The organism is Enterobacter cloacae complex sp. P13B (assembly GCF_014895915.1).
In the GTDB taxonomy this organism is placed as follows: Bacteria; Pseudomonadota; Gammaproteobacteria; order Enterobacterales; family Enterobacteriaceae; genus Enterobacter; species Enterobacter bugandensis.
Genome location: NZ_JADBQN010000003.1, coordinates 96,397 through 121,865, shown reverse-complemented (window position 1 = coordinate 121,865; position 25,469 = coordinate 96,397). Strand labels below are relative to the sequence as shown.

The following is a 25,469-nucleotide window of genomic DNA, read 5'->3' as shown; positions in this document are numbered from 1 at the left end:
CACCCTGCGCAATTGTCCCTCATTGACACAATATATTTTCCTCTGTATAAAATTCCGCCTTAATAATGCGTTTCATTTGCATCAAAAATAATATTAATGAAGGGTAGCGTTTCATGAAGAAGGTCATCTGCGCGTTAGGCCTGGCGATTGCGTCGGTCAGTTCTGCTCTGGCAACCACATATCCTCTGACGATTGAAAACTGTGGCTATAAAGAGACATTCACTAAAGCGCCGGAACGCGTCGTGGCCCTCGGTCAGAACACCGTGGAAATTTTGCTCCTGCTGGGGCTGGAAGATAAGGTCAAAGCCAGCGCCTTCTGGCCGACCAAAGTGCTGCCGCAACTGGCTGAGCAGAATGCAAAAATCAAAACCCTGACCGTCGAAATTCCGACTCTTGAATCCATCCTTGCGCAAAACCCCGATTTTGTTCCTGCACAGCTGCCCCTGCTGCTTGGGCCGGAAAGTAAGGTCGCAAAACGTGAAGATCTGGCTACCGTCGGCGTGAACAGCTATTTATCTCCAGGCATGTGCGCCACCAAAAAAGCGGCAGGCGATATGTACGGCAGCCGCCAGACGCTGTGGGATATGACGTACCTTTATAAAGAGATTGAAGATTTCGCGAAGATTTTCAACGTTGAAGCGCGCGGCCTGGCCGTTATCGCTGATTTCAAAAAACGTGAGGCCGACCTGCGTCAGGAATTTGGTAAAAACAAAAAAGATCTCTCGTTTGTTTTCTGGTTCTCAAGCGCCTCGCCTTCGGCAGATGCCTATGTCGGCGGGAAAAACAGCGCCTCCGGTTTTATTGCTAACGTACTGGGTGGCCATAACGCCATTACCGCTGAGACCGAATGGCCGACCGTCGGCTGGGAAAGTATTATTGCCGCGAACCCTGATGTGATTGTCGTCTCCAGTCTGGACCGCAACCGCTGGGCGCTGGATAACGCGGATGAGAAAATCAAATTCCTGAAAAGCGATCCTGCCGTGAGCCAGCTTGATGCCGTCAAAAAAGGCCATATCGTGGTGATGGACGGTCAGGCGATGAACCCGACGATTCGTACGATTTACGGTGCTGAACAGGTGGGTGAACAGCTCAGAAAACTGGGGCTGAAATGATGACGGCAGCCGTACTTCAGGCCCGCCAGAGCCTGATCCTGACCACTTCCGCTCTGCTTGCCGTTGTCCTGCTGTTTTTAGTGATTGCTCTTGGCGTCAGCGTCGGCGAGCTGTCGATTCCGCTGTCCAACGTCTTTTACGCTATTGGTAATAAGCTGGGGCTGACCGACGTTCCGCTCAACCGCATCTATGAGAGCGTAATCTGGGACTTTCGCCTGAGCCGCGCGCTGGTGGCGGCCTGCTGCGGAGCCGGTTTAGCCATCTGCGGGGCCGTGCTGCAAAGCCTGCTGAAGAACGCGCTGGCGGAACCCTACGTGCTCGGCGTGTCGGCGGGTGCCTCAACCGGGGCGGTGTCGGTCGTCGTCCTGGGCATCGGCACCGGCGCGGTGTCGCTCTCTGCGGGCGCGTTTGCCGGGGCGTTCGCCGCCTTTGCGTTTGTCGCCTTTCTGACGAACGGCGCGCGCGGCGGCAATGAACGCACCATTCTGGCAGGCGTTGCTGCATCTCAGCTTTTCAACGCCATTACCGCCTACACCATCAGCACCTCCGCCAGCGCGCAGCAGGCGCGCGACGTGATGTTCTGGCTGCTGGGCAGCTTTAGCGGCGTGCGTTGGCCGGAATTCCAGCTGGCGCTGGTTGTCGTGCTGGCGGGCCTTGCCGTCTGCCTCTACTATTCCCGGGCACTGGACGCCTTTACCTTTGGTGATGACGCGGCTGCCTCCTTAGGCATTGCCGTGCCCTGGGTGCGTCTTGCCCTGTTTACCACCACGGCCCTGATCACCGCGACCATCGTCAGCATGGCGGGCTCAATCGGCTTTGTAGGGCTGGTGGTGCCGCACGTCATGCGCTTCCTGTTCGGGCCGCTGCACCGCACGCTGCTGATTGCCAGCGCGCTGGCGGGGGCGATCCTGATGGTGCTGGCCGATATCGCCTCGCGGATGCTGATTGCCCCGCAGAGCCTGCCCGTCGGCGTGGTCACCGCGCTGGTGGGCGTACCTTTCTTTGCCGTGATTATCTACCGCTCAAGGAATAAGTGATGAGTATCTGCGCTGAAAATATTACCTGGAAGGTAGGCAAAAAAGTTATCGTCAATGGTGTCTCGCTGAAGGTTTCACGCGGCGAAACGGTGGGTTTGCTTGGTCCTAACGGCTGCGGCAAATCGTCCCTTTTGCGTATCCTGGCAGGCCTGCGTCGCCCGGATGCGGGCAGCGTGACCCTGGACGGGCAGGACATTTCCCGCATCGCCAAAAAGCAGCTTGCCCGCCGGGTGGCGTTCGTTGAGCAGCACGGGATGACCGACGCCAACATGCGCGTGCGCGACGTGGTCAAACTTGGACGTATTCCGCACCACTCCCCTTTTTCTAACTGGAGCGCGCAGGATGACGACACCGTCACCGCGGCTCTGCAGCGTGTCGATATGCTGGACCGCAGCGAGCAGGGCTGGCTGAGCCTGTCCGGCGGCGAGCGTCAGCGGGTGCATATTGCCCGCGCGCTGGCGCAAACGCCAACCGAAATCCTGCTGGATGAACCGACCAACCACCTGGATATCCATCATCAGATGCAGCTGATGCAGTTGATCAGCCAATTACCCGTTACCAGTATCGTCGCCATCCACGATCTCAACCACGCTTCAATGTTCTGCGACTCGCTGATTGTGATGCAGAAAGGGCAAATTGTGGCGACCGGAACGCCGCAGGACATCTTATCCGAGTCATTGCTCTGGGATGTCTTCCGGGTCAAAACCAAAATTGAGATCTCGCCCTTTCATGGCAAAAAGCACATTCACTTTATCGTTTAGGGACGAGTGATCGACAATGTCCCTTCGCCCCGCCACCACGCTCTGGCCGCCCGTTTTACTGGGTAGCCAGTTTGTTTTTAACATTGGTTTTTACGCCGTCGTTCCCTTCCTGGCGGTATTTCTGCGTGACGACATGCTGCTCTCCGGTGGGCTCATCGGGCTGATCCTGGGCCTGCGCACGTTCTCGCAGCAGGGGATGTTTATCGTTGGCGGTGCGCTCTCGGACCGGTTTGGCGCGAAGGTCATCATCCTCAGCGGCTGTATAGTTCGTGTTGCAGGCTATCTGCTGCTGGCCTTCGGGGGATCGCTGTGGCCGATTATTCTGGGCGCGTGTCTGACGGGCGTCGGCGGCGCGCTATTTTCTCCCTCAATTGAGGCTCTGCTGGCGAAAGCGGGTACCCACAGCGAGGCGAAAGGGAAACGAAGCCGGGCGGAGTGGTTTGCGCTCTTTGCCGTCTGCGGGGAGCTCGGCGCGGTACTGGGCCCGGTTGCTGGCGCTCTGCTAACGGGGCTTGGCTTCCGCCAGGTGGCGCTGGCGGGGGCAGGCGTCTTTATCATTGCGCTAGTGGTGCTTTACTTCTGTCTGCCTGCTGCCGGGCAACGTTCACAGAAGATAAAAATAGTGCCCTGGTGGACGACGTTCCGCCAGCCGCGCTTTGTCGCCTTTATCATTGCCTACAGCTCCTGGCTGTTAAGCTACAACCAGCTCTATCTGGCGCTGCCGGTGGAGATCCAGCGCTCCGGCGGTAACGAGAAAGATCTCGGCCCGCTTTTTATGCTGGCCTCCGTTCTGATCATTACCTTACAGCTGCCGCTGGCGCGTTTCGCCCGACGCGTGGGCGCGGTGAACATTCTTCCGGTGGGCTTTTTGCTGCTTTCCGCCGCCTTTGCGAGCGTGGCAATGTTTGCGGCAACAGAACCGCCTGAGGGCTGGCTGCGGCTTCTGCCCTCGGTCTCGTTTGTCACGCTGCTGACGCTGGGGCAGATGCTGCTGGTGCCGTCGGCAAAAGATCTCATTCCGCGGTTCGCCGATGAATCCACGCTGGGCGCGCACTATGGCGCACTCTCCACCGCCGGAGGCATTGCGGTACTGGCTGGAAACTTGTTATTTGGCAGCCTGCTGGATCGCGCGCTGGTGCCTTCAACGCACGCGATTTATCCGTGGCTGCTGCTGGCGCTCTTTCCACTCTGCAGCGCGCTGGCCCTGAACGTGATTTGCCGCCCGCTACGAAGCTGATCGGTTCACTTTTTCGGGCGATACTTCTCCGGCCGTTCCGGCACCGGACGACGGTCATCCATCAGATGGAGGAAGGTCAGAATGGGGTGACGCCATAACATACGCGGGCCTGCCCAGCGCATAATCTGCTTCATCTCTTCACGTCTGGCAGGCTGGTAGCAGTGCACCGGGCATTGTTTACAGGCGGGCTTTTCTTCACCAAAAACGCACTTATCCAGGCGCTTATCAGCATACGCGTTGAGCGCCTGATAATGCCCCGCTTCCTGAGAAGCCTGTGGACACTGCTTTGCGTACAACGCGATCATTTTCGCGATGGTCTCTTTTTCACGTGATATGCGTTTACCGGTCATAGCGACTTACCAAATAATAAGATGCATCAATAATACACTTTAAAACTGTGGATTTCAGGTGTTGCATTCCGTTTTCTGAAGCCTGATTCCACTATTAACCCTGCACCTCCTGAAAATCACTGGTATTTTATACAGGCATCAGGAATGACCGTTGTCCGTATAGTCTGGAGACCCTATGAAAGAGATCGCGATCGGCAAACCCTACCGCTATTTAAAAGTGGGATATTTCAGAAAACGTCACGAGGATCGAAAAACGAAGATACCAAAGCGATACAGCGTGCATGCGGCGCTGAGCTTAAAAGGAGACTGGCTTGAAAAGGCGGGCTTTACCACCAACTCCCAGGTCAGGGTGGGCGTTGAGCATGGAAAAATCGTCATTGAGTTAATGTCTGAAGGTGCCTCGTAAAGCCGCCACATTTTTCTGCGCCGTACCTTTTTTTCATGCGACAATAGAACGAACAAACGGCCAATGAGCCGCTCAAAACGGTTTATTTTCAAAGAAATGGACATCATAACTCCATGAGCACAATCGACAATTTCGACGCACATACGCCGATGATGCAGCAGTACCTGAAGCTGAAGGCACAGCATCCGGAAATCCTGCTGTTTTACCGCATGGGCGATTTTTACGAGCTGTTTTATGACGATGCTAAACGTGCCTCGCAGTTGCTCGACATCTCGCTAACCAAACGTGGCGCATCCGCAGGCGAGCCCATCCCGATGGCCGGTATCCCGCACCACGCGGTTGAAAACTATTTGGCCAAGCTGGTGAATCAGGGTGAGTCCGTTGCCATCTGCGAACAAATCGGCGATCCGGCAACCTCGAAAGGCCCGGTTGAGCGTAAAGTCGTACGCATCGTCACGCCAGGCACCATCAGTGATGAAGCCCTGCTTCAGGAGCGCCAGGATAACCTGCTGGCGGCGCTGTGGCAGGACGGCAAAGGGTTTGGCTACGCCACGCTGGACATCAGCTCCGGGCGTTTTCGCCTGAGTGAGCCGGCTGACCGCGAAACGATGGCTGCCGAACTGCAGCGCACCAACCCGGCAGAATTGCTCTACGCCGAAGACTTCGCCGAAATGGCGCTGATTGAAGGCCGTCGCGGATTGCGCCGTCGCCCGCTGTGGGAATTTGAAATTGATACCGCGCGCCAGCAGCTGAACCTGCAGTTCGGTACCCGCGATCTGATTGGCTTTGGCGTGGAAAATGCTCAGCGCGGGCTGTGTGCCGCTGGTTGCCTGCTGCAGTACGTGAAAGACACCCAGCGCACCGCCCTGCCGCATATCCGCTCTATCACCATGGAGCGCCAGCAGGACAGCATCATCATGGATGCCGCCACGCGCCGTAACCTGGAGATCACCCAGAACCTGGCAGGTGGCGTTGAAAACACGCTCGCGTCGGTGCTCGACAGCACGGTGACGCCGATGGGCAGTCGCATGCTGAAGCGCTGGCTGCATATGCCGATTCGCGATACCGATACGCTGGTTTGCCGCCAGCAGACGATTGCTGCGTTGCAGGATCGCTATACCGAGCTGCAGCCGGTCCTGCGTCAGGTGGGCGATCTGGAGCGTATCCTGGCCCGTCTGGCTCTGCGCACCGCGCGCCCGCGCGACCTTGCGCGTATGCGTCATGCTTTCCAGCAGCTGCCGGAACTGCGTGCGCAGCTGAGTGACGTTGACAGCGCGCCGGTACAGAAACTCCGCGAAACGATGGGCGAATTCACCGAGCTTCGCGAGCTGCTGGAGCGCGCCATTATTGATGCCCCTCCGGTTCTGGTGCGCGATGGCGGCGTGATTGCCCCAGGCTACAACGAAGAGCTGGACGAATGGCGCGCGCTGGCCGACGGGGCGACGGACTATCTCGATAAGCTGGAAATTCGCGAACGCGAGCGTCTTGGGCTCGACACGCTGAAAGTGGGATATAACGCGGTACACGGTTACTACATTCAGATCAGCCGCGGGCAAAGCCATCTGGCGCCGATTCACTACGTACGTCGTCAGACCTTAAAAAACGCCGAGCGTTACATCATTCCCGAGCTGAAAGAGTACGAGGACAAAGTACTCACCTCGAAAGGTAAAGCCCTGGCGCTGGAAAAACAGCTGTATGACGAGCTGTTCGACATGCTGATGCCACACCTTGCTGACCTGCAGCTCAGCGCCAGCGCGCTGGCGGAGCTGGACGTGCTGGTGAACCTGGCTGAACGGGCTGAAACGCTGAACTATACCTGCCCGACCTTTACCGACAAGCCCGGCATTCGCATTACGGAAGGCCGTCACCCGGTCGTTGAGCAGGTGCTGAACGAACCGTTCATCGCCAACCCGCTGAGCCTGTCGCCGCAGAGAAGAATGCTGATCATTACCGGCCCGAACATGGGCGGTAAGAGTACCTACATGCGCCAGACGGCGCTGATTGCTTTGCTCGCGTATATCGGCAGCTACGTCCCGGCGCAAAAAGTGGAGATTGGCCCCATCGATCGTATCTTCACCCGCGTTGGGGCAGCGGACGATCTGGCGAGCGGTCGCTCAACCTTCATGGTCGAGATGACCGAAACGGCTAACATTCTGCATAACGCGACGGAGCACAGCCTGGTGCTGATGGACGAAGTGGGACGCGGAACCTCAACCTATGACGGCCTGTCTTTGGCCTGGGCCTGTGCTGAAAGCCTCGCGAATAAAATCAAGGCCATGACGCTGTTCGCCACCCACTACTTCGAGCTGACGCAGCTGCCGGAGAAAATGGAAGGCGTGGCTAACGTTCATCTTGATGCGCTGGAGCACGGCGACACCATCGCCTTTATGCACACGGTGCAGGATGGCGCGGCGAGCAAGAGCTATGGCCTGGCCGTTGCGGCGCTGGCAGGTGTACCAAAAGAGGTGATCAAGCGCGCTCGCCAGAAGCTGCGTGAGCTGGAAAGCCTCTCGCCGAATGCGGCGGCGACGCAGATTGATGGCACCCAGATGTCGCTGTTGGCGCCAGCTGAAGAAACGTCGCCTGCGGTGGAAGCGCTGGAGAACCTCGACCCGGATTCACTGACGCCGCGTCAGGCGCTGGAGTGGATTTATCGGTTGAAGAGTCTGGTTTAGTTTTCTGCGGTCTGTTTTGTCGGGTGGCGGCTTCGCCTTACCCGACCTACAAAACCCTTAGGCCCGGTAAGCGCAGCGCCACCGGGCTTATTTTTACAACAGCGGCGGGATCGTCGGCACCTGCGGTGCTTCATCAATATCCTTCTGCGTCATGCGGAACGCTTCCGGGTAATGCTCGCGGCTGGTACGACGCAGCGGTTCGGTATCGCGCCAGGTATAAAGACAATGCTGGCACTGGTAAACGGTCCAGACCCCTTTCACCGGTGACGTCGCCATCACTTCAATATGCTCATCGGCACAACGTGGACAAATCATCTTTTCCTCCTTATTGGCGTGCTGCCAGCATCGCGGTCAGTTTTTCAGCCCAGGCTTTAGTTTCAGGCAGATCCTGTACCGGCTGGCTGTAGTGGCCACGGGTGTCCGGTGCAACAGGCGTGGTGGCATCAATAATCAGTTTGTCGGTAATGCCCGCCGGGCTGGAGCCAGGGTCGAGTTCAAGCACTGACATGTTCGGCAGCTGCACCAGATCCCCCGCCGGATTGACCTTCGATGAGAGCGCCCACATCACCTGCGGGAGGTTGAACGGATCGACATCCTCATCCACCATAATCACCATCTTCACGTAGCCCAGACCGTGCGGCGTGGTCATGGCGCGTAAACCGACCGCGCGGGCAAAACCACCGTAGCGTTTTTTGGTGGAGATAATTGCCAGCAGACCGTGGGTGTACATCGCGTTCACCGCCTGCACTTCCGGGAATTCCGCCTTCAGCTGCTGGTAAAGCGGCACGCAGGTGGCTGGTCCCATCAGATAGTCAATCTCGGTCCACGGCATGCCGAGGTAAAGGGATTCGAAGATCGGTTTGGTGCGGTAAGAAACTTTGTCGATACGGACCACCGTCATATTACGGCCACCGGAATAGTGTCCGGTAAACTCGCCGAACGGCCCTTCGATTTCACGCTTGCGGCCTTCAATCACCCCTTCCAGGATCACTTCAGACCCCCACGGCACGTCGAAGCCGGTCAGCGGCGCGGTGGCAATCGGGTACGGGCTTTCGCGCAGCGCGCCGGCCATTTCATACTCAGACTGATCGTATTTCAGCGGCGTGGCGCCCATCAGGGTGATGATCGGGTCGTTGCCGAGAGTAATCGCGATCGGCAGATCTTGTCCGCGCTCTTCCGCTTTGTGCAGATGGAGGGCGATATCGTGCATCGGTACCGGCTGCAGGCCGAGCTTGCGCTTGCCCTTGACCTCCATGCGGTAGATCCCGACGTTCTGCTTGCCGAAATGGTCCGGGTCGAGCGGATCGCGCGAGACAACGCACGCTTTATCGAGATAAAAACCGCCGTCACCGTCGTTCAGGCGAAACAGCGGCAGGATATCGAACAGGTTAATGTCTTCACCGTCGACCGTATTTTGCGCCCAGGCCGGGTTAGCGCGGCGCTCCGGCGTAACGGGGAATTTATCCCAGCGGCGAATAAACTCGTCGATCTGTTTTTTTACCGGGGTATTCGCTGGCAACCCCATCGATATGGCGTGGTTTTGCCACGAGCCGATGGTGTTCATCACCACGCGGGCATCGGTAAAGCCACGAATATTGTCGAACCACAGCGCGGGCGCGCCGTCGCCAATACGGCCTGTGGCGTTGGCTGCCGCCGCCAGATCCGGCTCCGCATTCACCTCTTCCTCAATTTTCAGCAGTTGCCCTTGCTCATCGAGCGCCTGCAGGAAGCTTCTCAAATCATCAAATGCCATCTTTGTTCTCCTGTGAAAAATGTTTCGCCTCCCGCAACCCGTTCCATCGGCGCGCCTTTTTGTGCTCCAGACCAAACTGGTCGAGCACACGGGTCACGATATGCTGGGTGATGTCATCGGCGGTTTGCGGGTGGTTGTAATACGCAGGCATGGGCGGCACCATCGCCACGCCCATGCGGGAAAGCGCCAGCATGTTCTCCAGATGAATGGTGCTGAGCGGCGTTTCGCGGGGAACGAGCACCAGCTTGCGGCCCTCTTTCAGCACCACATCTGCCGCACGGCCCACCAGCCCTTCGGCGTAGCCCGCGCGGATCCCCGCCAGCGTTTTCATGCTGCAGGGAATGACGATCATGCCGTCGGTGCGAAACGAGCCGGAGGAGATGGTGGCGGCCTGGTCAGCCGGGCTGTGAACAACGTCAGCCAGCGCAGCAACGTCCTGCACGCTGTAAGGCGTTTCCAGCTCAATGGTTGTTTTTGCCCACTTCGACATGACCAGATGGGTCTCTACCTCCGGCATTTCCCTCAGCGCCAGCAGCAGCGCCACGCCCAGCGGAGCCCCCGTTGCTCCTGTCATTCCCACGATCAATCTCATTCATCACCTCAATCAATTTGTTCGTGTACGAACATTTAAAGATAAACTACTCCCGGATCGCTCTACTGACAAGATCGTTCGCACACGATCACATTAATTGCTAAAAAATCCCGCGTTATCATCCCGGGCTTTAGCGGCTATCATAGGGGGTGATTTTTTCTGTCGGAGTGTTCATGGAACTAAGACAAGAGGCGTTCCACCTGTTACGTCAGCTTTTTCAACAGCATACAGCTAAGTGGCAACATTCCCTGCCGGAACTGACCAAGCCGCAGTATGCGGTTATGCGCTCCATTGCCGAGCACCCGGGCATTGAGCAGGTGGCATTGACCGAAGTGGCGGTCAGCACGAAGGCGACGCTGGCGGAGATGCTCAGCCGAATGGAGGCGCGCGGGCTGGTCAAACGCGAGCACGATCCCGCAGACAAGCGCCGCCGGTTTGTCTTCCTGACGCCGGAAGGCGAAGCCCTGCTTGCAGACTGCCAGCCGGTCGGCAACGAGGTGGATGAGGCGTTTTTAGGGCGTCTTAATAAGGCCGAACGGGAGCAGTTCTCTGCGCTCATCAAAAAGATGATGCACGATTAATTCACGCTGGCGCGCATAAAATCAATAAAGGTGCGCACTTTCGCAGGCACGTGCCGGGCATCCGGATAAACCGCGTGGATGCCCTGCCGCGCGAAGGTATATTCCGGTAAAACCGGGACCAGTTTTCCCGCATCAAGCGTATCGCGCACCAGCCATTCCGGCAGTAACGCCACGCCACTTCCCGCAAGCGCAAAAGCCATAAGCGCCTGCGCGCTGTCGGCAAACAGGCGCGGCGCTTTTTTTATCTCAAGCATTTCAGACGCACCGCTGGCATCTTTTACCTGCCAGCGCAGCGGCGACGCTAAGCGCTCGTGAATAATCCAGTCGGCTTGCGCCAGCTGCGCAAGCGATTCAACCGGATGATTCATCCGCCATTCCGGCGTCGCGACGGGCAGGATGGAAAAATGTGAAATCAATGCGGCGTGGTAGCGCGAGTCGGTAAGCGTTCCCAACCGAATAGCCACGTCAAAGCGCTCTGAGATCAGGTCGGCATGGAGTGAAGACGAAACATGACGCACGCGAAGCTCCGGGTGCAGCAGGCTAAACCTTGCCAGCAACGGTACCACGACCCGCGAACCATACTCAGGCGTGGTGGTGATCCGCAATTCCCCCGTGAGTCCTGCATGATTCGCGCGAACATCATCCTGCAGCCGTTCTGCGTCCTTCAGAAGCGCCACGCTGCGCTGATGAAAAAGCGCTCCCGCCTCGGTTAACGTCAGGCGGCGGGTGGAGCGCAGCAGCAGCGTCACCCCCAGCTCGGCTTCGAGCTGGCGAATATTGAAGCTGACCACGGCTTTTGTCAGGCCCAGCGCATCGGCTGCGGCAGTAAAGCTGCCGGTATCGGCCACCGCAACAAACATCTGCGTCCGCTGTAGGTTAATCATCATTACGCCTTTTACCGTCAAAATTTTTTTGACAGTATATCGCGCTTTGTCAGGTTTATCCGTGCTTCCGGGGTCGATACGATACGCCACCTCACGGGAGGATCCACCATGACGTATCGCAGCAAAGTCGCCGCTGTCTATCTGCTGGGCTTTTTTCTTGATTTGATCAACATGTTTATTGCCAGCGTCGCTTTTCCGGCGATGGCGCAAGCTCTTAACGCCACGCCTTCAGCGCTTGCCTGGGTCAGTAACGGGTACATTGCCGGCCTGACGCTGGCGATCCCGTTTAGCAGCATGCTCACGCGCCGCTTCGGACCAAAGCGGGTCATCCTGATCTCGCTTTTTCTATTCAGCGCGGCTTCTGCTGCGGCAGGCTTGTCTGCAACGCTGGAAAGTCTGATCGCCTGGCGCGTGCTGCAGGGCGTGGGCGGTGGCTTACTGATCCCCGTCGGACAGGCGCTGACCTGGCAACTGTTTCAGCCTCACGAGCGAGCCAGACTCTCCTCGGCGGTCATGCTGGTCGCGCTGCTTGCTCCCGCCTGCTCCCCCGCTATCGGGGGCCTGCTGGTCCAGATGCTAAGCTGGCGGTGGATATTTTTCGCGACGCTTCCGGTGGCCATCGTGACCTTTTTGTTGGCCTGCCTGTGGCTTAAACATGAAATACCCGCGATGAAAGCGGCCAGGCTGCTCAACCTGCGGTTGCTCGCGGACCCGCTTTTGCGTTTTGCCATGCTTGTCTATGTATGCGTTCCTGGCGTATTTATCGGGGTGAACGTTACGGGCATGTTTTATCTTCAGCACGAGGCGAACATGAGCCCAGCCGCAACGGGTATGCTCATGCTGCCGTGGTCCGTGGCATCGTTTATCGCCATCACGGCGACGGGACGCTATTTTAATCGTATCGGCCCACAACCGCTGATTGTTATCGGCTGCCTGCTGCAGGCGACGGGCATTCTGCTTTTGCTTAACGTCAGTTCGGCTACGCTGCTTCCTGTCGTTGCGTTTACGCTGATGGGCGCGGGGGGAAGCCTGTGCAGCAGTACCGCTCAGAGCAGCGCTTTTCTGACAACGCGCCGGGAAGAGATGCCGGATGCCAGCGCGCTGTGGAATCTCAATCGACAGTTGAGCTTTTTTGCCGGTGCCCTGCTGCTGGCAGAGGTGCTGAGTCTGGCGCAGAGTTATCTGGCGCCGCTTGCCGCATGGCACGGAATGTTTCTTTTTGCCGCAGGCATGACCCTATTGCCTGTACTGTACGTTTTCCGACTTAACAATACGCAGGTGCTTGCCCAGCTGCGACAGGAGAATTCATGACGCCTTTTGAACACGACATTATCGACCTCCACATTGCGCTTGAAAACTGGTTAGGCAAAGGCGAAGGCGACTCCAACGCCCTGCTCGCCCGTTTCCGGCCAGATTTTCTGATGATCCCACCGGGTGGCGTTCATATCGACTATCACGGCCTTGTGGACTTTCTGCACAGTCAGCGAGGAAGCCGCCCCGGACTGAAGATCGTCATTGACGAATTATCCACGATCGAGCGCTGGGATCGTGGCGCGGTACTGCACTACCGGGAGACGCAAACCCGGCCGGACCTGCCCGTCAACGTGCGCTGGTCAACCGCGGTGCTTAATCAGGAAGGCGGCGGGATTACATGGCGTCTGCTGCACGAAACGGCCCAGCCGTAGCACAAAAGAAAAAGGCCCGTCTCACGACGGGCCTTTTTTGACGAAAGGTTGCTTATTCGCGGAACAGCGCTTCGATATTCAGCCCTTGCCCCTGCAGGATTTCACGCAGGCGGCGCAGACCTTCTACCTGAATCTGACGAACACGTTCACGGGTCAGGCCAATTTCGCGGCCGACGTCTTCCAGTGTCGCAGCTTCATACCCCAGTAAACCGAAACGACGTGCCAGCACTTCACGCTGTTTGGCGTTCAGTTCGAACAGCCATTTGACGATGCTCTGCTTCATGTCATCGTCCTGCGTGGTGTCTTCCGGGCCGTTGTCTTTTTCATCGGCCAGGATGTCCAGCAGCGCTTTTTCGGAGTCGCCACCCAGCGGGGTGTCAACCGAGGTAATGCGCTCGTTGAGACGCAGCATACGGCTTACGTCATCAACCGGTTTATCGAGTTGTTCGGCAATTTCTTCTGCGCTTGGCTCGTGGTCCAGTTTATGGGACAACTCGCGCGCGGTACGCAGATAGACGTTCAACTCTTTGACGATGTGGATCGGCAGTCGGATCGTACGGGTCTGGTTCATAATAGCCCGTTCGATGGTCTGACGAATCCACCAGGTCGCGTAGGTTGAGAAACGGAACCCGCGTTCCGGGTCAAACTTCTCAACTGCGCGGATGAGACCTAAGTTGCCCTCTTCAATCAGATCCAGCAGAGCCAGACCACGATTGCCGTAACGGCGGGCAATTTTCACGACCAGTCGCAGGTTACTTTCGATCATGCGACGACGCGAGGCAACATCACCACGCAAAGCACGACGTGCGAAATAGACTTCTTCTTCGGCCGTTAGCAGTGGGGAGTAACCAATCTCCCCAAGGTAAAGCTGAGTCGCGTCCAGTACACGCTGTGTGGCGCCCTGCGATAACAGCTCTTCTTCAGCCAAATCGTTATCACTGGGTTCCTCTTCTACTAAGGCTTTTTCGTCAAAAGCCTCTGCTCCGTTCTCATCAAATTCCGCGTCTTCATTTAAATCATGAACTTTCAGCGTATTCTGACTCATAAGGTGGCTCCTACCCGTGATCCCTGAACGAGACACCCTGGCTGGCATGCCCCGTCAATTTATCGCTGCGGCAAGTACTGCAGCGGGTTTACGGATTTCCCCTTGTAACGAATTTCAAAATGCAAGCGTGTAGAACTGGTTCCGGTGCTACCCATGGTAGCGATTTTTTGCCCCGCCTTAACTTCTTGTTGTTCCCGGACCAGCATTGTGTCGTTATGGGCGTAGGCACTCAGGTAATCATCGTTATGTTTGATGATAATCAGATTACCGTAACCGCGCAGCGCGTTACCGGCATACACAACGCGTCCGTCTGCGGTCGCGATGATAGCCTGTCCTTTACTGCCTGCGATATCGATCCCTTTGTTCCCACCCTCAGAGGTTGCGAAGTTCTCGATAATCTTGCCGTCGGTTGGCCAGCGCCATGCGGTGATGGACGAACTGGCATTCTGACTGCTTGCAGTCGGTTCAGTAGAGCTAACCACAGGTGCCGTGGTCGGTGCTGTGACAACAGTCGCAGTCCCTTTATTATTCGGCAACATTTTGTTAGCAGTCTGATCACCTGAATCCTCAGAATACGTAATTACAGGTTGTGAAGCAACCACCGTGGTGGATTTTTGTGCAGGCTTAACGCTGTTATTTTGAGCCGTCACATCGGCCGCTGAAACCGTATTGCCAGGCGTCAGTGGCGTACCCGTTGCGTTGCCCACCTGGAGCGTTTGGCCAACTTCCAGAGCATACGGGGCCTGGACGTTATTGCGCTGCGCGAGGTCACGGAAATCGTTCCCGGTGATCCAGGCAATGTAGAACAGCGTATCGCCGCGCTTCACGGTATAGGTGCTGCCGCCGGTATAGCTGCCTTTCGGAATGTTCCCATACTGACGGTTATAGACTATGCGGCCATTTTGGGTCTGAACAGGCTGTTCAACTGGCTGAATCTGCGTTGGCTGTGTAACAGGATGTTGCACAGGCTGAATTTGTGGTGTTTGCTGCGGCGCAGCAGTACCCATTTTAGGCGGAGGCGTGATTAACATTCCGCTGGACGTGTTACCGGAGCCGCTGTTTCCCCCGACGGAACTGACGGGCGCAGGCGCGTTATTGGAACTTGTACAGCCTGCCAGCCAGAGCGAAACCAGTGATAATGCCGCAACACGGCTGATGGTGAATTTAGGGCTTCCCGCGCTCATTTATCCCCCAGGAATGTGTTAACTACCAGTGACTTAAAATTTACCGTGATGACACGAATCTTTCGCGCCACACCATACGCTGAATTTGCCTTAATAACCCTGGATAAATCCGAGTCTCAGGCCAACTCCCCCTTTACCAGAGGCACAAAGCGCACGGCTTCCACGGTGTCGATAATATACTCGCCGCCGCGCCGACGAACGCGCTTTAATAGCTGCTGCTCGTCCCCGACGGGCAGAACAAGAATGCCCCCCTCATCCAGCTGCGACAAGAGCGCAGCGGGAATTTCAGGCGGAGCCGCCGTCACGATGATAGCGTCAAACGGGGCGCGAGCCTGCCAACCCTGCCATCCATCACCGTGTCGTGTCGAAACATTATGTAAATCAAGTTGTTTCAGGCGACGACGCGCCTGCCATTGCAAACCTTTGATCCGCTCTACGGAACAGACATGGTGTACCAGATGCGCCAGGATGGCGGTCTGATACCCCGACCCGGTGCCAATCTCCAGCACGCGTGAGTCGGGCGTGAGCTCCAGCAGCTCCGTCATCCGCGCCACCATATAAGGCTGCGAAATCGTCTGGCCTTGCCCGATGGGCAGCGCTACGTTTTCCCACGCTTTGTGTTCAAACGCCTCGTCTACAAATTTCTCACGCGGGACCTGAGCGAGCGCTTCAAGCACGTGCTCGTCGCGGATCCCCTGTGCGCGAAGTTGTTCCAGAAGAGTTTGTACACGTTTGCTTACCATTGCGCGTTCACTCCTGCGCGATCCAGCCAGCCCGACACCACATCATGCGCGCTATACGCGGTTAAATCTACGTGCAGCGGAGTGACCGAGACATAGCCTTCATCCACGGCAGCAAAGTCGGTGTCCGGACCCGCATCGCACTTATCGCCAGGTGGCCCGATCCAGTAAAGCGTGTTGCCGCGAGGATCCTGCTGCGGGATCACCTGATCGGCCGGATGCCGGCTTCCGCAGCGCGTAACGCGAATGCCCTTAATTTCATTGAGAGGAAGATCCGGCACGTTGATGTTCAGAATGCGCCCGGTACGCAGCGGCTCGCGGCCGAGCGCCCGCAGGATCGAGCAGGTCACCGCGGCGGCGGTATCGTAGTGCGTGTGGCCGTTTAACGAGACCGCCAGCGCCGGGAACCCCAGATGGCGCCCTTCCATTGCCGCCGCTACCGTTCCGGAGTAAATCACGTCATCGCCGAGGTTCGGCCCGGCGTTAATGCCGGAGACGACGATATCCGGACGCGGGCGCATCAGCGCGTTCACGCCCAGAAACACGCAGTCCGTCGGCGTGCCCATCTGCACGGCAATATCGCCATTTTCAAAGGTAAAGGTGCGAAGCGACGACTCCAGCGTCAGTGAGTTAGACGCTCCACTGCGGTTACGATCGGGGGCCACGACCTGCACATCCGCAAATTCACGGAGGTGCTTCGCCAGGGTCTGAATGCCCGGCGCGTGGATCCCGTCATCGTTACTCAGCAATATTCGCATAATCACCCGAGGTGTTGATTAGTTCCCTGACAACACTGGTGGCAAAGCTACCTGCCGGCAGCCAGAAGCGTAACTCGACGGTCACGTCATCCCACCAGTTCCAGCTTAACTGCTCCGGATAGAGCAGCATCGCGCGGCGCGCTGCTTCGACTTTTTCCCGCACCAGCAAGGATTGTAATTCCGGCGCATCCGCCACGGCGGACTGCTCAGCGCTCAACGCGTCGCCCTGGGTGCCCCAGTCGCCTGAGCCCGGCAAAGCTGCGGTAATCATCAGCGCTTTGGCATCCACGCGCGACTGCACATCGGCCATTTCTTCGGCCGTTGCCACAAACCAGCTTCCGCGTCCCGCTAATTGTAGCGCATCGCCAACAACAACTTGATTCGCGTCCGGTTTTTTCAGCCTTTCGCTCACAATCTGATTAAACAACGCGCTGCGGGCCGCCGACAACCAAAAACTGCGTTTATTCCTGTCGCGCACCGGCGCATCGCTTTGCGCCCAGCGCAGCGCGCCCTGCAGGTTGCTGCCGCCAATGCCAAAGCGCTGCGCGCCAAAGTAGTTCGGAACGCCGCGTTCATTAATGGCGTTGAGACGTTTTTCAACGTCTTCACGGTTAGTCACTTCGCGCAGCACCAGCGTAAATGCGTTGCCTTTCAACGCCCCCAGGCGCAGCTTGCGCTTGTGGCGGGCGTACTCCAGCACCTTACAGCCTTCAAGCTCAAATTTGCTTAAATCAGGCATCGCATTGCCGGGCACGCGGGCGCAGAGCCACTGCTCGGTGACAGCGTGTTTATCTTTCTGCCCGGCAAAGCTCACTTCCCGGGCGTGAATTTTGAGGAATTTTGCCAGCGCGTCGGCCACAAAGCGGGTGTTGCAGCCGTTTTTCAGAATACGCACCAGGATATGTTCGCCTTCGCCATCGGGCTCAAAGCCCAGATCCTCAACCACGAGGAAATCTTCCGGGCTGGCTTTCAGCACCCCGTTCCCCTGCGGCTTGCCGTGCAGGTATGTCAGGTTATCGAAGTCCGTCATTTTGCCGCCTTCACCAGCAGCGCCACGGCTTCACAGGCAATCCCTTCGCCACGACCGGTAAAGCCCAGCTTCTCCGTGGTGGTGGCTTTGACGTTGACGTCGTCCATATGGCAGCCCAGATCTTCAGCGATAAATACGCGCATCTGCGGAATGTGCGGCAGCATTTTCGGGGCCTGGGCAATAATCGTCACGTCGACGTTGCCGAGTGTGTAACCTTTCGCCTGAATACGGCGCCACGCTTCGCGCAGCAGTTCGCGGCTGTCCGCCCCTTTAAAGGCCGGGTCGGTGTCCGGGAACAGCTTGCCGATATCACCCAGCGCGGCAGCGCCGAGCAGCGCGTCGGTCAGCGCATGCAGCGCCACGTCGCCATCAGAATGCGCCAGCAGCCCTTTTTCGTAAGGAATACGTACGCCGCCAATGATAATTGGGCCTTCTCCGCCAAAGGCGTGTACATCAAAACCGTGTCCAATTCGCATTATGCCTTCTCCTGATGGGTCGAACGGGTAAGATAAAATTCCGCGAGCTGTAAATCTTCCGGGCGCGTCACTTTTATATTATCAGCGCGCCCTTCAACAAGCGTGGGGTGAAAACCGCAATACTCCAGCGCGGAGGCTTCGTCCGTGATGGTCGCGCCTTCATTAAGGGCACGCGTTAAGCAGTCGTGGAGCAGTTCGCGGGGGAAAAATTGCGGCGTCAGCGCGTGCCATAAGTCGACGCGCTCAACGGTGTGGGCGATGGCACGCTTGCCCGGCTCGGCACGCTTCATGGTATCGCGCACCGGCGCGGCCAGAATGCCGCCCACTTTACTGGTTTCGCTCAGCGCCAGCAGGCGTGCCAGGTCGTCCTGATGCAGGCACGGACGTGCCGCGTCATGGACCAGCACCCACTGGGCGCTTCCGGCAGCCTGAATGCCCGCCAGCACGGAATCGGCGCGCTCGGCGCCGCCATCAACGACGGTAATCTGTGGGTGGTTTGCCAGCGGCAGCTGCGCAAAGCGGGCATCGCCGGGACTGATGGCGATGACCACGTGCGTCACCCGCGGGTGCGCCAGCAGCGCCGCCACGGCGTGCTCAAGGATCGTTTTATCGCCAATTGAGAGGTACTGCTTGGGACATTCTGTCTGCATGCGCCGGCCAAAACCTGCGGCCGGCACCACGGCACATACGTCCGAAAAAGTTGCTGCCATGTCGTAATCCTGGGCCTGATTATCGATTGTTTTGTGCTGAGCCCTGATTGCGTTTAGACGCATCCGGAACCAGACGATAAAAGGTTTCGCCCGGCTTAGTCATACTGAGTTCATTGCGTGCGCGCTCCTCAATCGCCTCCTGGCCGCCATTGAGGTCATCAATTTCAGCAAAGAGTTGATCGTTACGCGCCTTAAGTTTGGCATTTGTTGCCTGCTGAGCCGCGACGTCATCGCTCACCCGGCTGTAGTCGTGCAGCCCGTTCTTACCGAACCACAACGAATATTGCAGCCAGACCAGCAAAGCCAGCAACAGCAGCGTTAGTTTACCCATCCTGCCCCCTGAAAAAACGGCATCATCATCCCATAACTTTCCGTTCGACTCTACTGCGGGGTTTTAATTATGTCGCAAGTTAGCCCATCAGCCATAAAAACAGCAGGCCAAAGATGACGACAACGGTGGCAATCGTGATAACCGTACTGTACAGGAGCTTGCCGTTGAAAAGGGAGTGCAGCGCAACCCCGACAACGACCGCAACGGGCATCAGCGCCAGGAAGAAGGGCCAGGTGTAGAGAAAGAAGAAAAGGGTGTTACCACCGTAGATCAAAAACGGAATACCCAGCGCCAGTAACCACGACGCAAAGCCGACTATCGCCCCAGGGAAGGACCAGGTCGTCTCATTGTCGGTGGTTAACGGTTCCGACCCGGTGGTGATAATGTAGTTTTCACTGTTGCGCATAGCTAATCCTGTGACCGTGACTCATCGTTCGGGAAGACAGCTCCCGAACGATACCGCCTCAGGATCTGATAATATCGTCCCGTCTGAGCAGGTCTAATAATTGGCTTACTAAATTTGTTACCAATTGTTGACCTTCCAGGTGAATCTCAGGCGATTCAGGCGCTTCGTAAACCGAGTCAATTCCGGTGAAGTTTCGCAGCTCGCCGGCACGCGCTTTTTTGTACAGCCCTTTCGGATCGCGCGCTTCGCAGATCTCCAGCGGCGTATCGACAAACACTTCGATAAAGCGATCCTGACCCACGCGCTCGCGCACCATCTGGCGCTCGGCGCGGTGCGGTGAGATAAACGCCGTCAGCACCACCAGCCCGGCGTCTGCCATCAGGCTGGCGACTTCGCCCACCCGGCGAATGTTCTCTTTGCGGTCGTCGTCGCTGAACCCCAAATCGCTGCACAGGCCGTGACGCACGTTGTCGCCATCCAGCAGGTAGGTACTTACTCCCTGCTGATGCAGCGCCTCTTCCAGCGCGCCCGCCACCGTGGATTTACCGGAGCCAGACAGCCCGGTAAACCACAGCACCACCCCACGGTGGCCGTGGAGCTGTTCGCGCTGGGCGACGGTGACCGGATGAGGATGCCAGACGACGTTCTCATCATGGGCGGCCATTACTTGCCTCCCAGCAGATCGCGGGCGCCCCAGTGCGGGAAGTGCTTACGCACCAGCGCGTTCAGCTCCAGCTCGAAGGCGCTGAACTCAGAGGTCACGCTCGCCTGCGCGTTAGGCTCGCGCACCATGCCCGCGCCGACGGTAACGTTGGTCAGGCGGTCAATAAAGATCAGCCCGCCCGTCACCGGGTTCTGCTGATACGGATCCAGCACCAGCGGCTCGTCGAAGGTCAGATCCACCAGGCCGATACCGTTCAGCGGCAGCTCGCTCACGTCACGGTGGGTCAGGTTGTTGATGTCCACCTGGAACTGAATGCCGTCCACGCGGGCGCGGGTTTTCTTGCCCGCAATTTTGATGTCGTAGCTCTGGCCTGCGGTCAGCGGCTGTTCGGCCATCCACACCACGTCCACGGAAGCGCCCTGCACCGCCGCCAGCGTCTCCTGCGCGTCGACCAGCAGGTCACCGCGGCTGATATCAATTTCGTCTTTCAGCACCAGCGTGACCGCTTCCCCTGCCCCGGCTTCCTGCAGGTCGCCATCGAACGTCACAATGCGAGCGATTGCCGACTCCACGCCGGATGGCAGCACCTTCACGCGCTGCCCCACCTTCACGGAACCGGAAGCAATAGTGCCGGAGAAGCCGCGGAAATCGAGGTTTGGACGGTTCACGTACTGCACCGGGAAGCGCATTGGCTGAGTGTCGACCACGCGATGAATTTCAACGGTCTCCAGCACTTCCAGCAGCGTCGGGCCGCTGTACCACGGCATGTTCGCGCTCTGGGAGGCGACGTTATCCCCTTCCAGCGCCGAGAGCGGCACAAAGCGAATATCCAGGTTGCCCGGCAGCTGTTCGGCAAAGGTCAGGTAGCTCTGGCGGATCTCCTCGAATTTTTCTTCGCTGAAGTTCACCAGATCCATCTTGTTGACCGCCACCACCAGGTGCTTGATCCCCAGCAAAGTGGAGATAAAGCTGTGGCGACGGGTTTGATCCAGCACGCCTTTACGGGCGTCCATCAGCAGGATCGCCAGATCGCAGGTGGATGCGCCGGTCGCCATATTGCGGGTGTACTGCTCGTGCCCCGGGGTGTCGGCGATAATAAACTTGCGCTTCTCGGTGGAGAAATAGCGATAGGCCACGTCAATAGTGATGCCCTGCTCGCGCTCCGCCTGAAGGCCGTCCACCAGCAGCGCCAGGTCAAGTTTTTCGCCCTGGGTGCCGTGACGCTTGCTGTCGTTATGCAGGGAAGAGAGCTGATCTTCATAAATCTGGCGCGTGTCGTGCAGCAGGCGGCCAATAAGGGTACTTTTCCCGTCATCCACGCTGCCGCAGGTCAGAAAGCGCAGCAGGCTTTTATGTTGTTGGGCGTGCAGATACGCTTCCACGCCGCCTTCGTTGGCAATTTGTTGAGCAATAGTGGTGTTCATGGCGGCTCCTTAGAAATAACCCTGACGTTTCTTCAGCTCCATGGAGCCTGCCTGGTCGCGGTCAATCACGCGCCCCTGTCGCTCGCTGGTTGTGGACACCAGCATCTCTTCGATGATCTCCGGCAGCGTCTGCGCGTTCGATTCCACCGCGCCGGTCAGCGGCCAGCAGCCGAGGGTACGGAAACGGACCATCTGTTTTTTGATCACTTCACCCGGCTGCAGGTCGATACGATCGTCGTCAATCATCATCAGCATGCCGTCGCGCTCCAGCACCGGGCGCTCGGCGGCCAGGTACAGCGGAACAATCTCGATGTTTTCCAGATAGATGTACTGCCAGATATCCAGCTCGGTCCAGTTAGAGAGCGGGAAGACGCGAATGCTTTCGCCCTTGTTGATCTGGCCGTTGTAGTTGTGCCACAGCTCCGGGCGCTGGTTTTTCGGATCCCAGCGATGGAAGCGGTCGCGGAAGGAGTAGATTCGCTCTTTGGCACGGGACTTTTCTTCGTCACGCCGCGCGCCGCCGAAAGCCGCGTCAAAACCGTACTTGTTCAGCGCCTGCTTCAGCCCTTCGGTTTTCATGATGTCGGTATGCTTGGCGCTGCCGTGGACGAACGGGTTAATGCCCATCGCCACCCCTTCCGGATTTTTGTGCACCAGCAGCTCGCAGCCGTAGGCTTTGGCGGTACGGTCGCGGAATTCGTACATTTCGCGGAATTTCCAGCCGGTATCCACGTGCAGCAGCGGGAACGGCAGCGTGCCCGGATAAAACGCTTTACGCGCCAGGTGCAGCATGACGCTGGAATCTTTACCGATGGAGTACATCATCACCGGGTTAGAGAACTCGGCGGCCACTTCGCGGATAATATGGATACTTTCCGCTTCGAGCTGCCGCAGGTGAGTAAGTCGTTTTTGGTCCATAACCGTTCCTTAAGCCAAATTTACAACAGAAGAACCAAAGCCTTCTGTATCGGTTGTGTGTTGGAACCAGGCGAGGGTGCTGTGCAGCTGCACCACCTCTCCCACCACGATCAGGGCAGGCATCGGGGCGTCTTTCGCCAGGGTTGCAAGGTCTTGTAATGTGCCGATAGCGACATGCTGATCGACGCGCGTACCGCGAGAAATGACGGCAACGGGCGTCGTCGCCTCGCGACCGTGCTGAATAAGCTGTTCGCTGATGTCCGCCGCCTTCATCGTGCCCATGTATATCGCCAGCGTTTGTCGGCTCTGGGCGAGGTGCGACCAGTCAAACGGCGTGCTGTCGGCCTTGTAGTGCCCGGTCACAAAGGTGACGCTCTGGGCGTAATCGCGATGGGTTAGCGGAATGCCGGCGTAGGCCGTCACGGCTGACGCCGCCGTGATGCCGGGCACCACCTGGAACGGCACGCCAGCTTCGGCTGCCGCCTGCAGTTCTTCACCGCCGCGACCGAAAATGAACGGGTCGCCCCCTTTCAGGCGCACCACGGTTTTGCCCGCTTTCGCGGCGGCAATCAGCATCTGGTTGGTATCGTGCTGCGGCACGGAGTGTTCCCCCGCCCGTTTGCCGACGCAGATTTGCTCCGCATCGCGACGGATCAGCTCGCGCACGCCATCGGTGACCAGGTGGTCGTAGAACACTACGTCCGCATCCTGCAGAACCTGCAGGCCGCGCAGCGTCAGCAAACCGGCATCGCCCGGCCCGGCTCCCACCAGAATAATTTCCCCGCCCGTACTGCCGGGGTTATCCAGTTCGTCTTCGAGAATTTTCTGCGCCGCCGTCTCATTGCCCGCCTGCATCAGGCTGGCAAAGCGGCCGCGAAATACGCGCTCCCAGAAGCGACGGCGTTCCGTCACGCTGGTCAGGCGGTTTTTTAAATGGTTGCGCCAGTAGCTGGCTTTCTCCGCCATGCGCCCGAGGCTGGTCGGCAGCAGCGCTTCGATCTTTTCCCGCAGCACGCGCGCCAGCACCGGCGCGGTGCCGCCGGAGGAGATCGCCACCAGCAGCGGCGAGCGGTCAACGATCGACGGGAAGATAAACGAGCATAAAGGCTGGTCGTCCACCACGTTCACCAGACGGTAACGGGCCTGGGCCGCGTCGGAGATCCGCCGGTTCAGTTCCCGATTTTCAGTCGCCGCAATCACCAGCACTACGCTATCGATCTGTGACTCGTCGAAATCCGCCTCTTCAACAACCCGCACCTGTGCCCCTGCGCGCTGCAAAAACGCGATTTTGCGATCGGCAATTTCTCCCGTGCCGACAACCAGTACCGGTCGGTCTTTTAAGGCGGCAAAAAGGGGCAGATAGTCCACAGGCAACAACTCACTAACAACGAGGAATAGAGGGACTATAGGGGGCGGCTTAGATCGAATGAAATTACGAATTGGAATGAGTAGTTACTCAATGGAATAACGCCGTGAAAAAGCAAATACCAAAAAATGCTTAACACGCGAAATTTCGGGCATTTAAGAGCAATTCAAATTGTGTATGGACGATCACAGTTTCATACTATGCACGTTATTATTTTGCTCTGTTTTTAAGGACTCACTATGTTTTCCGCAACGCGCCACCGTATTGCTGCCCTGGCGCTCGGCGTTTGCTTTATCCTTCCGGCTCAGGCAAAAAATCAACCTTATGGTGAAATCGCCACTATGCAGGCGCGACATATTGCGACGGTTTTCCCTGGCCGCATGACCGGTTCACCCGCGGAGATGCTCTCCGCCGACTATATTCGCCAGCAGTTTGCACTGATGGGCTACCAGAGTGACATACGCTCGTTTCACAGCCGCTACATCTATACCTCACGCAATAAAACGCAAAACTGGCATAACGTGACCGGCAGCACGGTGATTGCGGCGCATGAGGGGAAAGCGGCTGAGCAGATTATTATCATGGCGCACCTGGATACCTATGCGCCAATGAGCGACGCCGATATTGATAATAACCTCGGGGGACTGACGCTGCAGGGCATGGACGATAACGCAGCGGGTCTCGGTGTGATGCTTGAACTGGCTGAACGCCTTAAAAATATTCCGACGAAATACGGTATTCGCTTTGTGGCGACCAGCGGCGAAGAAGAAGGAAAACTCGGCGCTGAGAATCTCCTTAAACGGATGAGCGCTGAGGAGAAGAAAAATACGCTGCTGGTGATTAACCTCGATAACCTGATCGTGGGCGATAAGCTCTATTTTAATAGTGGACAGAGCACGCCGAGCAGCGTGCGTAAACTCACCCGCGACCGTGCGCTGGCGCTTGCCCGTACGCATGGCGTCTATGCCGCAACAAACCCAGGCGGTAACCCGGATTATCCAAAAGGCACTGGCTGTTGTAACGACGGGGAAGTGTTTGATAAGGCAGGCATTCCGGTGTTGTACGTCGAGGCGACGAACTGGGCGCTGGGCAAAAAGGATGGCTATCAGCAGCGCGCTAAATCGAAAGCGTTCCCGGACGGGACCAGCTGGCATGACGTGCGGCTGGATAATCAGCAGCACATTGATAAAACGCTGCCGCAGCGGATTGAGCACCGCAGCCGGGACGTGGTGAAAGTGATGCTGCCGCTGGTGAAGGAGCTGGCGAAAGCGGGCAAAGCCTGAGGTTTTTAAGTATAGCGGGGCCTGATGCCCTCACCCCAACCCTCTCCCACAGGGAGAGGGA

28 protein-coding genes are annotated in these 25,469 nt (G+C 57.7%); 10 read left to right on the top strand and 18 right to left on the bottom strand.

Annotation, left to right across the window (positions count from 1 at the left end; translation table 11 throughout):
* Positions 1-113 precede the first annotated feature (113 nt).
* Genes IM273_RS01670 through IM273_RS01655 form a run of 4 tightly spaced genes read left to right on the top strand, consistent with a single transcriptional unit; the run spans position 114 to position 4,147 of the window.
* Positions 114-1,112: an ABC transporter substrate-binding protein gene (locus IM273_RS01670; protein ID WP_193050566.1), complete on the top strand. Its 999-nt coding sequence runs from the start codon at positions 114-116 to the stop codon at positions 1,110-1,112.
* Entirely contained in the window at positions 1,112-2,149 is a 1,038-nt protein-coding gene (locus IM273_RS01665) for an iron ABC transporter permease (RefSeq protein ID WP_193050616.1), read from the top strand. Before IM273_RS01670 ends, IM273_RS01665 begins: the two co-directional genes overlap by 1 nt.
* The gene (locus IM273_RS01660; protein WP_048960092.1) at positions 2,149-2,910 is read left to right on the top strand and encodes an ABC transporter ATP-binding protein; all 762 of its coding nucleotides are present in this window, start codon (positions 2,149-2,151) and stop codon (positions 2,908-2,910) included. Before IM273_RS01665 ends, IM273_RS01660 begins: the two co-directional genes overlap by 1 nt.
* 16 nt (positions 2,911-2,926) lie before the next feature.
* Positions 2,927-4,147 (top strand): MFS transporter, encoded by a 1,221-nt coding sequence (locus IM273_RS01655; protein ID WP_193050567.1) that lies wholly within the window; start codon positions 2,927-2,929, stop codon positions 4,145-4,147.
* 5 nt (positions 4,148-4,152) lie between these two features.
* Here the strand turns inward: IM273_RS01655 and IM273_RS01650 are convergent, their stop codons facing one another.
* A complete protein-coding gene (locus IM273_RS01650) occupies positions 4,153-4,497 on the bottom strand; it encodes a nitrous oxide-stimulated promoter family protein (protein ID WP_193050568.1) in 345 nt (114 codons plus the stop codon).
* 175 nt (positions 4,498-4,672) lie between these two features.
* Here IM273_RS01650 and IM273_RS01645 point away from each other — a divergent pair, with 175 nt between their 5' ends.
* Together IM273_RS01645 and mutS are read left to right on the top strand one after the other, a co-directional pair.
* The gene (locus IM273_RS01645) at positions 4,673-4,903 is read left to right on the top strand and encodes a SymE family type I addiction module toxin (RefSeq protein ID WP_193050569.1); all 231 of its coding nucleotides are present in this window, start codon (positions 4,673-4,675) and stop codon (positions 4,901-4,903) included.
* 113 nt (positions 4,904-5,016) lie between these two features.
* Positions 5,017-7,578, top strand: a complete 2,562-nt coding sequence (mutS, locus tag IM273_RS01640; RefSeq protein ID WP_059358075.1) for a DNA mismatch repair protein MutS — start codon at positions 5,017-5,019, stop codon at positions 7,576-7,578.
* A 93-nt stretch (positions 7,579-7,671) separates the two neighbouring features.
* Here mutS and IM273_RS01635 read toward each other — a convergent pair whose 3' ends face one another.
* Genes IM273_RS01635 through IM273_RS01625 form a run of 3 tightly spaced genes read right to left on the bottom strand, consistent with a single transcriptional unit; the run spans position 7,672 to position 9,923 of the window.
* A complete protein-coding gene (locus IM273_RS01635) occupies positions 7,672-7,893 on the bottom strand; it encodes a non-oxidative hydroxyarylic acid decarboxylases subunit D (RefSeq protein WP_003862116.1) in 222 nt (73 codons plus the stop codon).
* A gap of 10 nt (positions 7,894-7,903) precedes the next feature.
* A complete protein-coding gene (locus tag IM273_RS01630) occupies positions 7,904-9,331 on the bottom strand; it encodes a non-oxidative hydroxyarylic acid decarboxylases subunit C (protein ID WP_041908445.1) in 1,428 nt (475 codons plus the stop codon).
* Entirely contained in the window at positions 9,321-9,923 is a 603-nt protein-coding gene (locus IM273_RS01625) for a non-oxidative hydroxyarylic acid decarboxylases subunit B (protein WP_028014231.1), read from the bottom strand. The genes IM273_RS01630 and IM273_RS01625 overlap by 11 nt, the downstream gene beginning before the upstream one ends.
* Positions 9,924-10,096: 173 nt before the next feature.
* Between IM273_RS01625 and IM273_RS01620 the strand changes: the two genes are divergently transcribed.
* The gene (locus tag IM273_RS01620; RefSeq protein WP_028014232.1) at positions 10,097-10,504 is read left to right on the top strand and encodes a MarR family winged helix-turn-helix transcriptional regulator; all 408 of its coding nucleotides are present in this window, start codon (positions 10,097-10,099) and stop codon (positions 10,502-10,504) included.
* Here IM273_RS01620 and IM273_RS01615 read toward each other — a convergent pair.
* Positions 10,501-11,388, bottom strand: coding sequence for a LysR family transcriptional regulator (locus IM273_RS01615; protein ID WP_193050618.1), 888 nt, complete (start codon positions 11,386-11,388; stop codon positions 10,501-10,503). The genes IM273_RS01620 and IM273_RS01615 overlap by 4 nt on opposite strands.
* 108 nt (positions 11,389-11,496) lie before the next feature.
* On the opposite strand from IM273_RS01615, the gene IM273_RS01610 reads away from it, so the two are divergent.
* Both IM273_RS01610 and IM273_RS01605 read left to right on the top strand, forming a co-directional pair.
* Positions 11,497-12,699 carry an MFS transporter gene (locus tag IM273_RS01610; protein WP_193050570.1) on the top strand — a complete coding sequence of 401 codons (1,203 nt, stop codon included), beginning with the start codon at positions 11,497-11,499 and terminating at the stop codon, positions 12,697-12,699.
* Complete coding sequence (locus IM273_RS01605) at positions 12,696-13,073, top strand: DUF4440 domain-containing protein (protein ID WP_049002053.1); 378 nt, start codon at positions 12,696-12,698, stop codon at positions 13,071-13,073. Before IM273_RS01610 ends, IM273_RS01605 begins: the two co-directional genes overlap by 4 nt.
* A 52-nt stretch (positions 13,074-13,125) precedes the next feature.
* Here the strand turns inward: IM273_RS01605 and rpoS are convergent, their stop codons facing one another.
* The 13 genes from rpoS to cysG all read right to left on the bottom strand — a co-directional run bounded on the left by rpoS (position 13,126) and on the right by cysG (position 24,118).
* A complete protein-coding gene (gene rpoS, locus IM273_RS01600) occupies positions 13,126-14,118 on the bottom strand; it encodes an RNA polymerase sigma factor RpoS (protein WP_013098493.1) in 993 nt (330 codons plus the stop codon).
* Positions 14,119-14,177: 59 nt separating this feature from the next.
* Positions 14,178-15,302 (bottom strand): murein hydrolase activator NlpD, encoded by a 1,125-nt coding sequence (gene nlpD / locus IM273_RS01595; protein WP_041908436.1) that lies wholly within the window; start codon positions 15,300-15,302, stop codon positions 14,178-14,180.
* Positions 15,303-15,418: 116 nt separating this feature from the next.
* A complete protein-coding gene (locus IM273_RS01590; RefSeq protein WP_028014237.1) occupies positions 15,419-16,045 on the bottom strand; it encodes a protein-L-isoaspartate(D-aspartate) O-methyltransferase in 627 nt (208 codons plus the stop codon).
* Positions 16,039-16,800, bottom strand: coding sequence for a 5'/3'-nucleotidase SurE (gene surE / locus IM273_RS01585; RefSeq protein WP_028014238.1), 762 nt, complete (start codon positions 16,798-16,800; stop codon positions 16,039-16,041). Before surE ends, IM273_RS01590 begins: the two co-directional genes overlap by 7 nt.
* Positions 16,781-17,830 (bottom strand): tRNA pseudouridine(13) synthase TruD, encoded by a 1,050-nt coding sequence (gene truD, locus IM273_RS01580; RefSeq protein ID WP_193050571.1) that lies wholly within the window; start codon positions 17,828-17,830, stop codon positions 16,781-16,783. Before truD ends, surE begins: the two co-directional genes overlap by 20 nt.
* Complete coding sequence (gene ispF, locus IM273_RS01575; protein WP_006811766.1) at positions 17,827-18,306, bottom strand: 2-C-methyl-D-erythritol 2,4-cyclodiphosphate synthase; 480 nt, start codon at positions 18,304-18,306, stop codon at positions 17,827-17,829. The genes truD and ispF overlap by 4 nt, the downstream gene beginning before the upstream one ends.
* Positions 18,306-19,016: a 2-C-methyl-D-erythritol 4-phosphate cytidylyltransferase gene (gene ispD, locus IM273_RS01570; RefSeq protein ID WP_028014240.1), complete on the bottom strand. Its 711-nt coding sequence runs from the start codon at positions 19,014-19,016 to the stop codon at positions 18,306-18,308. The genes ispF and ispD overlap by 1 nt, the downstream gene beginning before the upstream one ends.
* A 19-nt stretch (positions 19,017-19,035) precedes the next feature.
* Positions 19,036-19,347 (bottom strand): cell division protein FtsB, encoded by a 312-nt coding sequence (gene ftsB, locus IM273_RS01565; protein ID WP_003862095.1) that lies wholly within the window; start codon positions 19,345-19,347, stop codon positions 19,036-19,038.
* 79 nt (positions 19,348-19,426) lie between these two features.
* Complete coding sequence (locus IM273_RS01560; RefSeq protein WP_028014241.1) at positions 19,427-19,753, bottom strand: DUF3561 family protein; 327 nt, start codon at positions 19,751-19,753, stop codon at positions 19,427-19,429.
* Positions 19,754-19,811: 58 nt separating this feature from the next.
* Positions 19,812-20,417, bottom strand: coding sequence for an adenylyl-sulfate kinase (gene cysC, locus IM273_RS01555; RefSeq protein ID WP_028014242.1), 606 nt, complete (start codon positions 20,415-20,417; stop codon positions 19,812-19,814).
* Entirely contained in the window at positions 20,417-21,841 is a 1,425-nt protein-coding gene (cysN, locus tag IM273_RS01550; protein WP_045261235.1) for a sulfate adenylyltransferase subunit CysN, read from the bottom strand. The genes cysC and cysN overlap by 1 nt, the downstream gene beginning before the upstream one ends.
* A gap of 9 nt (positions 21,842-21,850) precedes the next feature.
* Positions 21,851-22,759: a sulfate adenylyltransferase subunit CysD gene (cysD, locus tag IM273_RS01545; protein ID WP_008499613.1), complete on the bottom strand. Its 909-nt coding sequence runs from the start codon at positions 22,757-22,759 to the stop codon at positions 21,851-21,853.
* Positions 22,760-22,768: 9 nt separating this feature from the next.
* Positions 22,769-24,118: a siroheme synthase CysG gene (gene cysG / locus IM273_RS01540; protein WP_193050620.1), complete on the bottom strand. Its 1,350-nt coding sequence runs from the start codon at positions 24,116-24,118 to the stop codon at positions 22,769-22,771.
* A 246-nt stretch (positions 24,119-24,364) separates the two neighbouring features.
* Between cysG and IM273_RS01535 the strand changes: the two genes are divergently transcribed.
* On the top strand, positions 24,365-25,408 hold the full coding sequence (locus IM273_RS01535) for an aminopeptidase (RefSeq protein ID WP_045261234.1): 1,044 nt from the start codon (positions 24,365-24,367) through the stop codon (positions 25,406-25,408).
* Positions 25,409-25,469 lie beyond the last annotated feature (61 nt).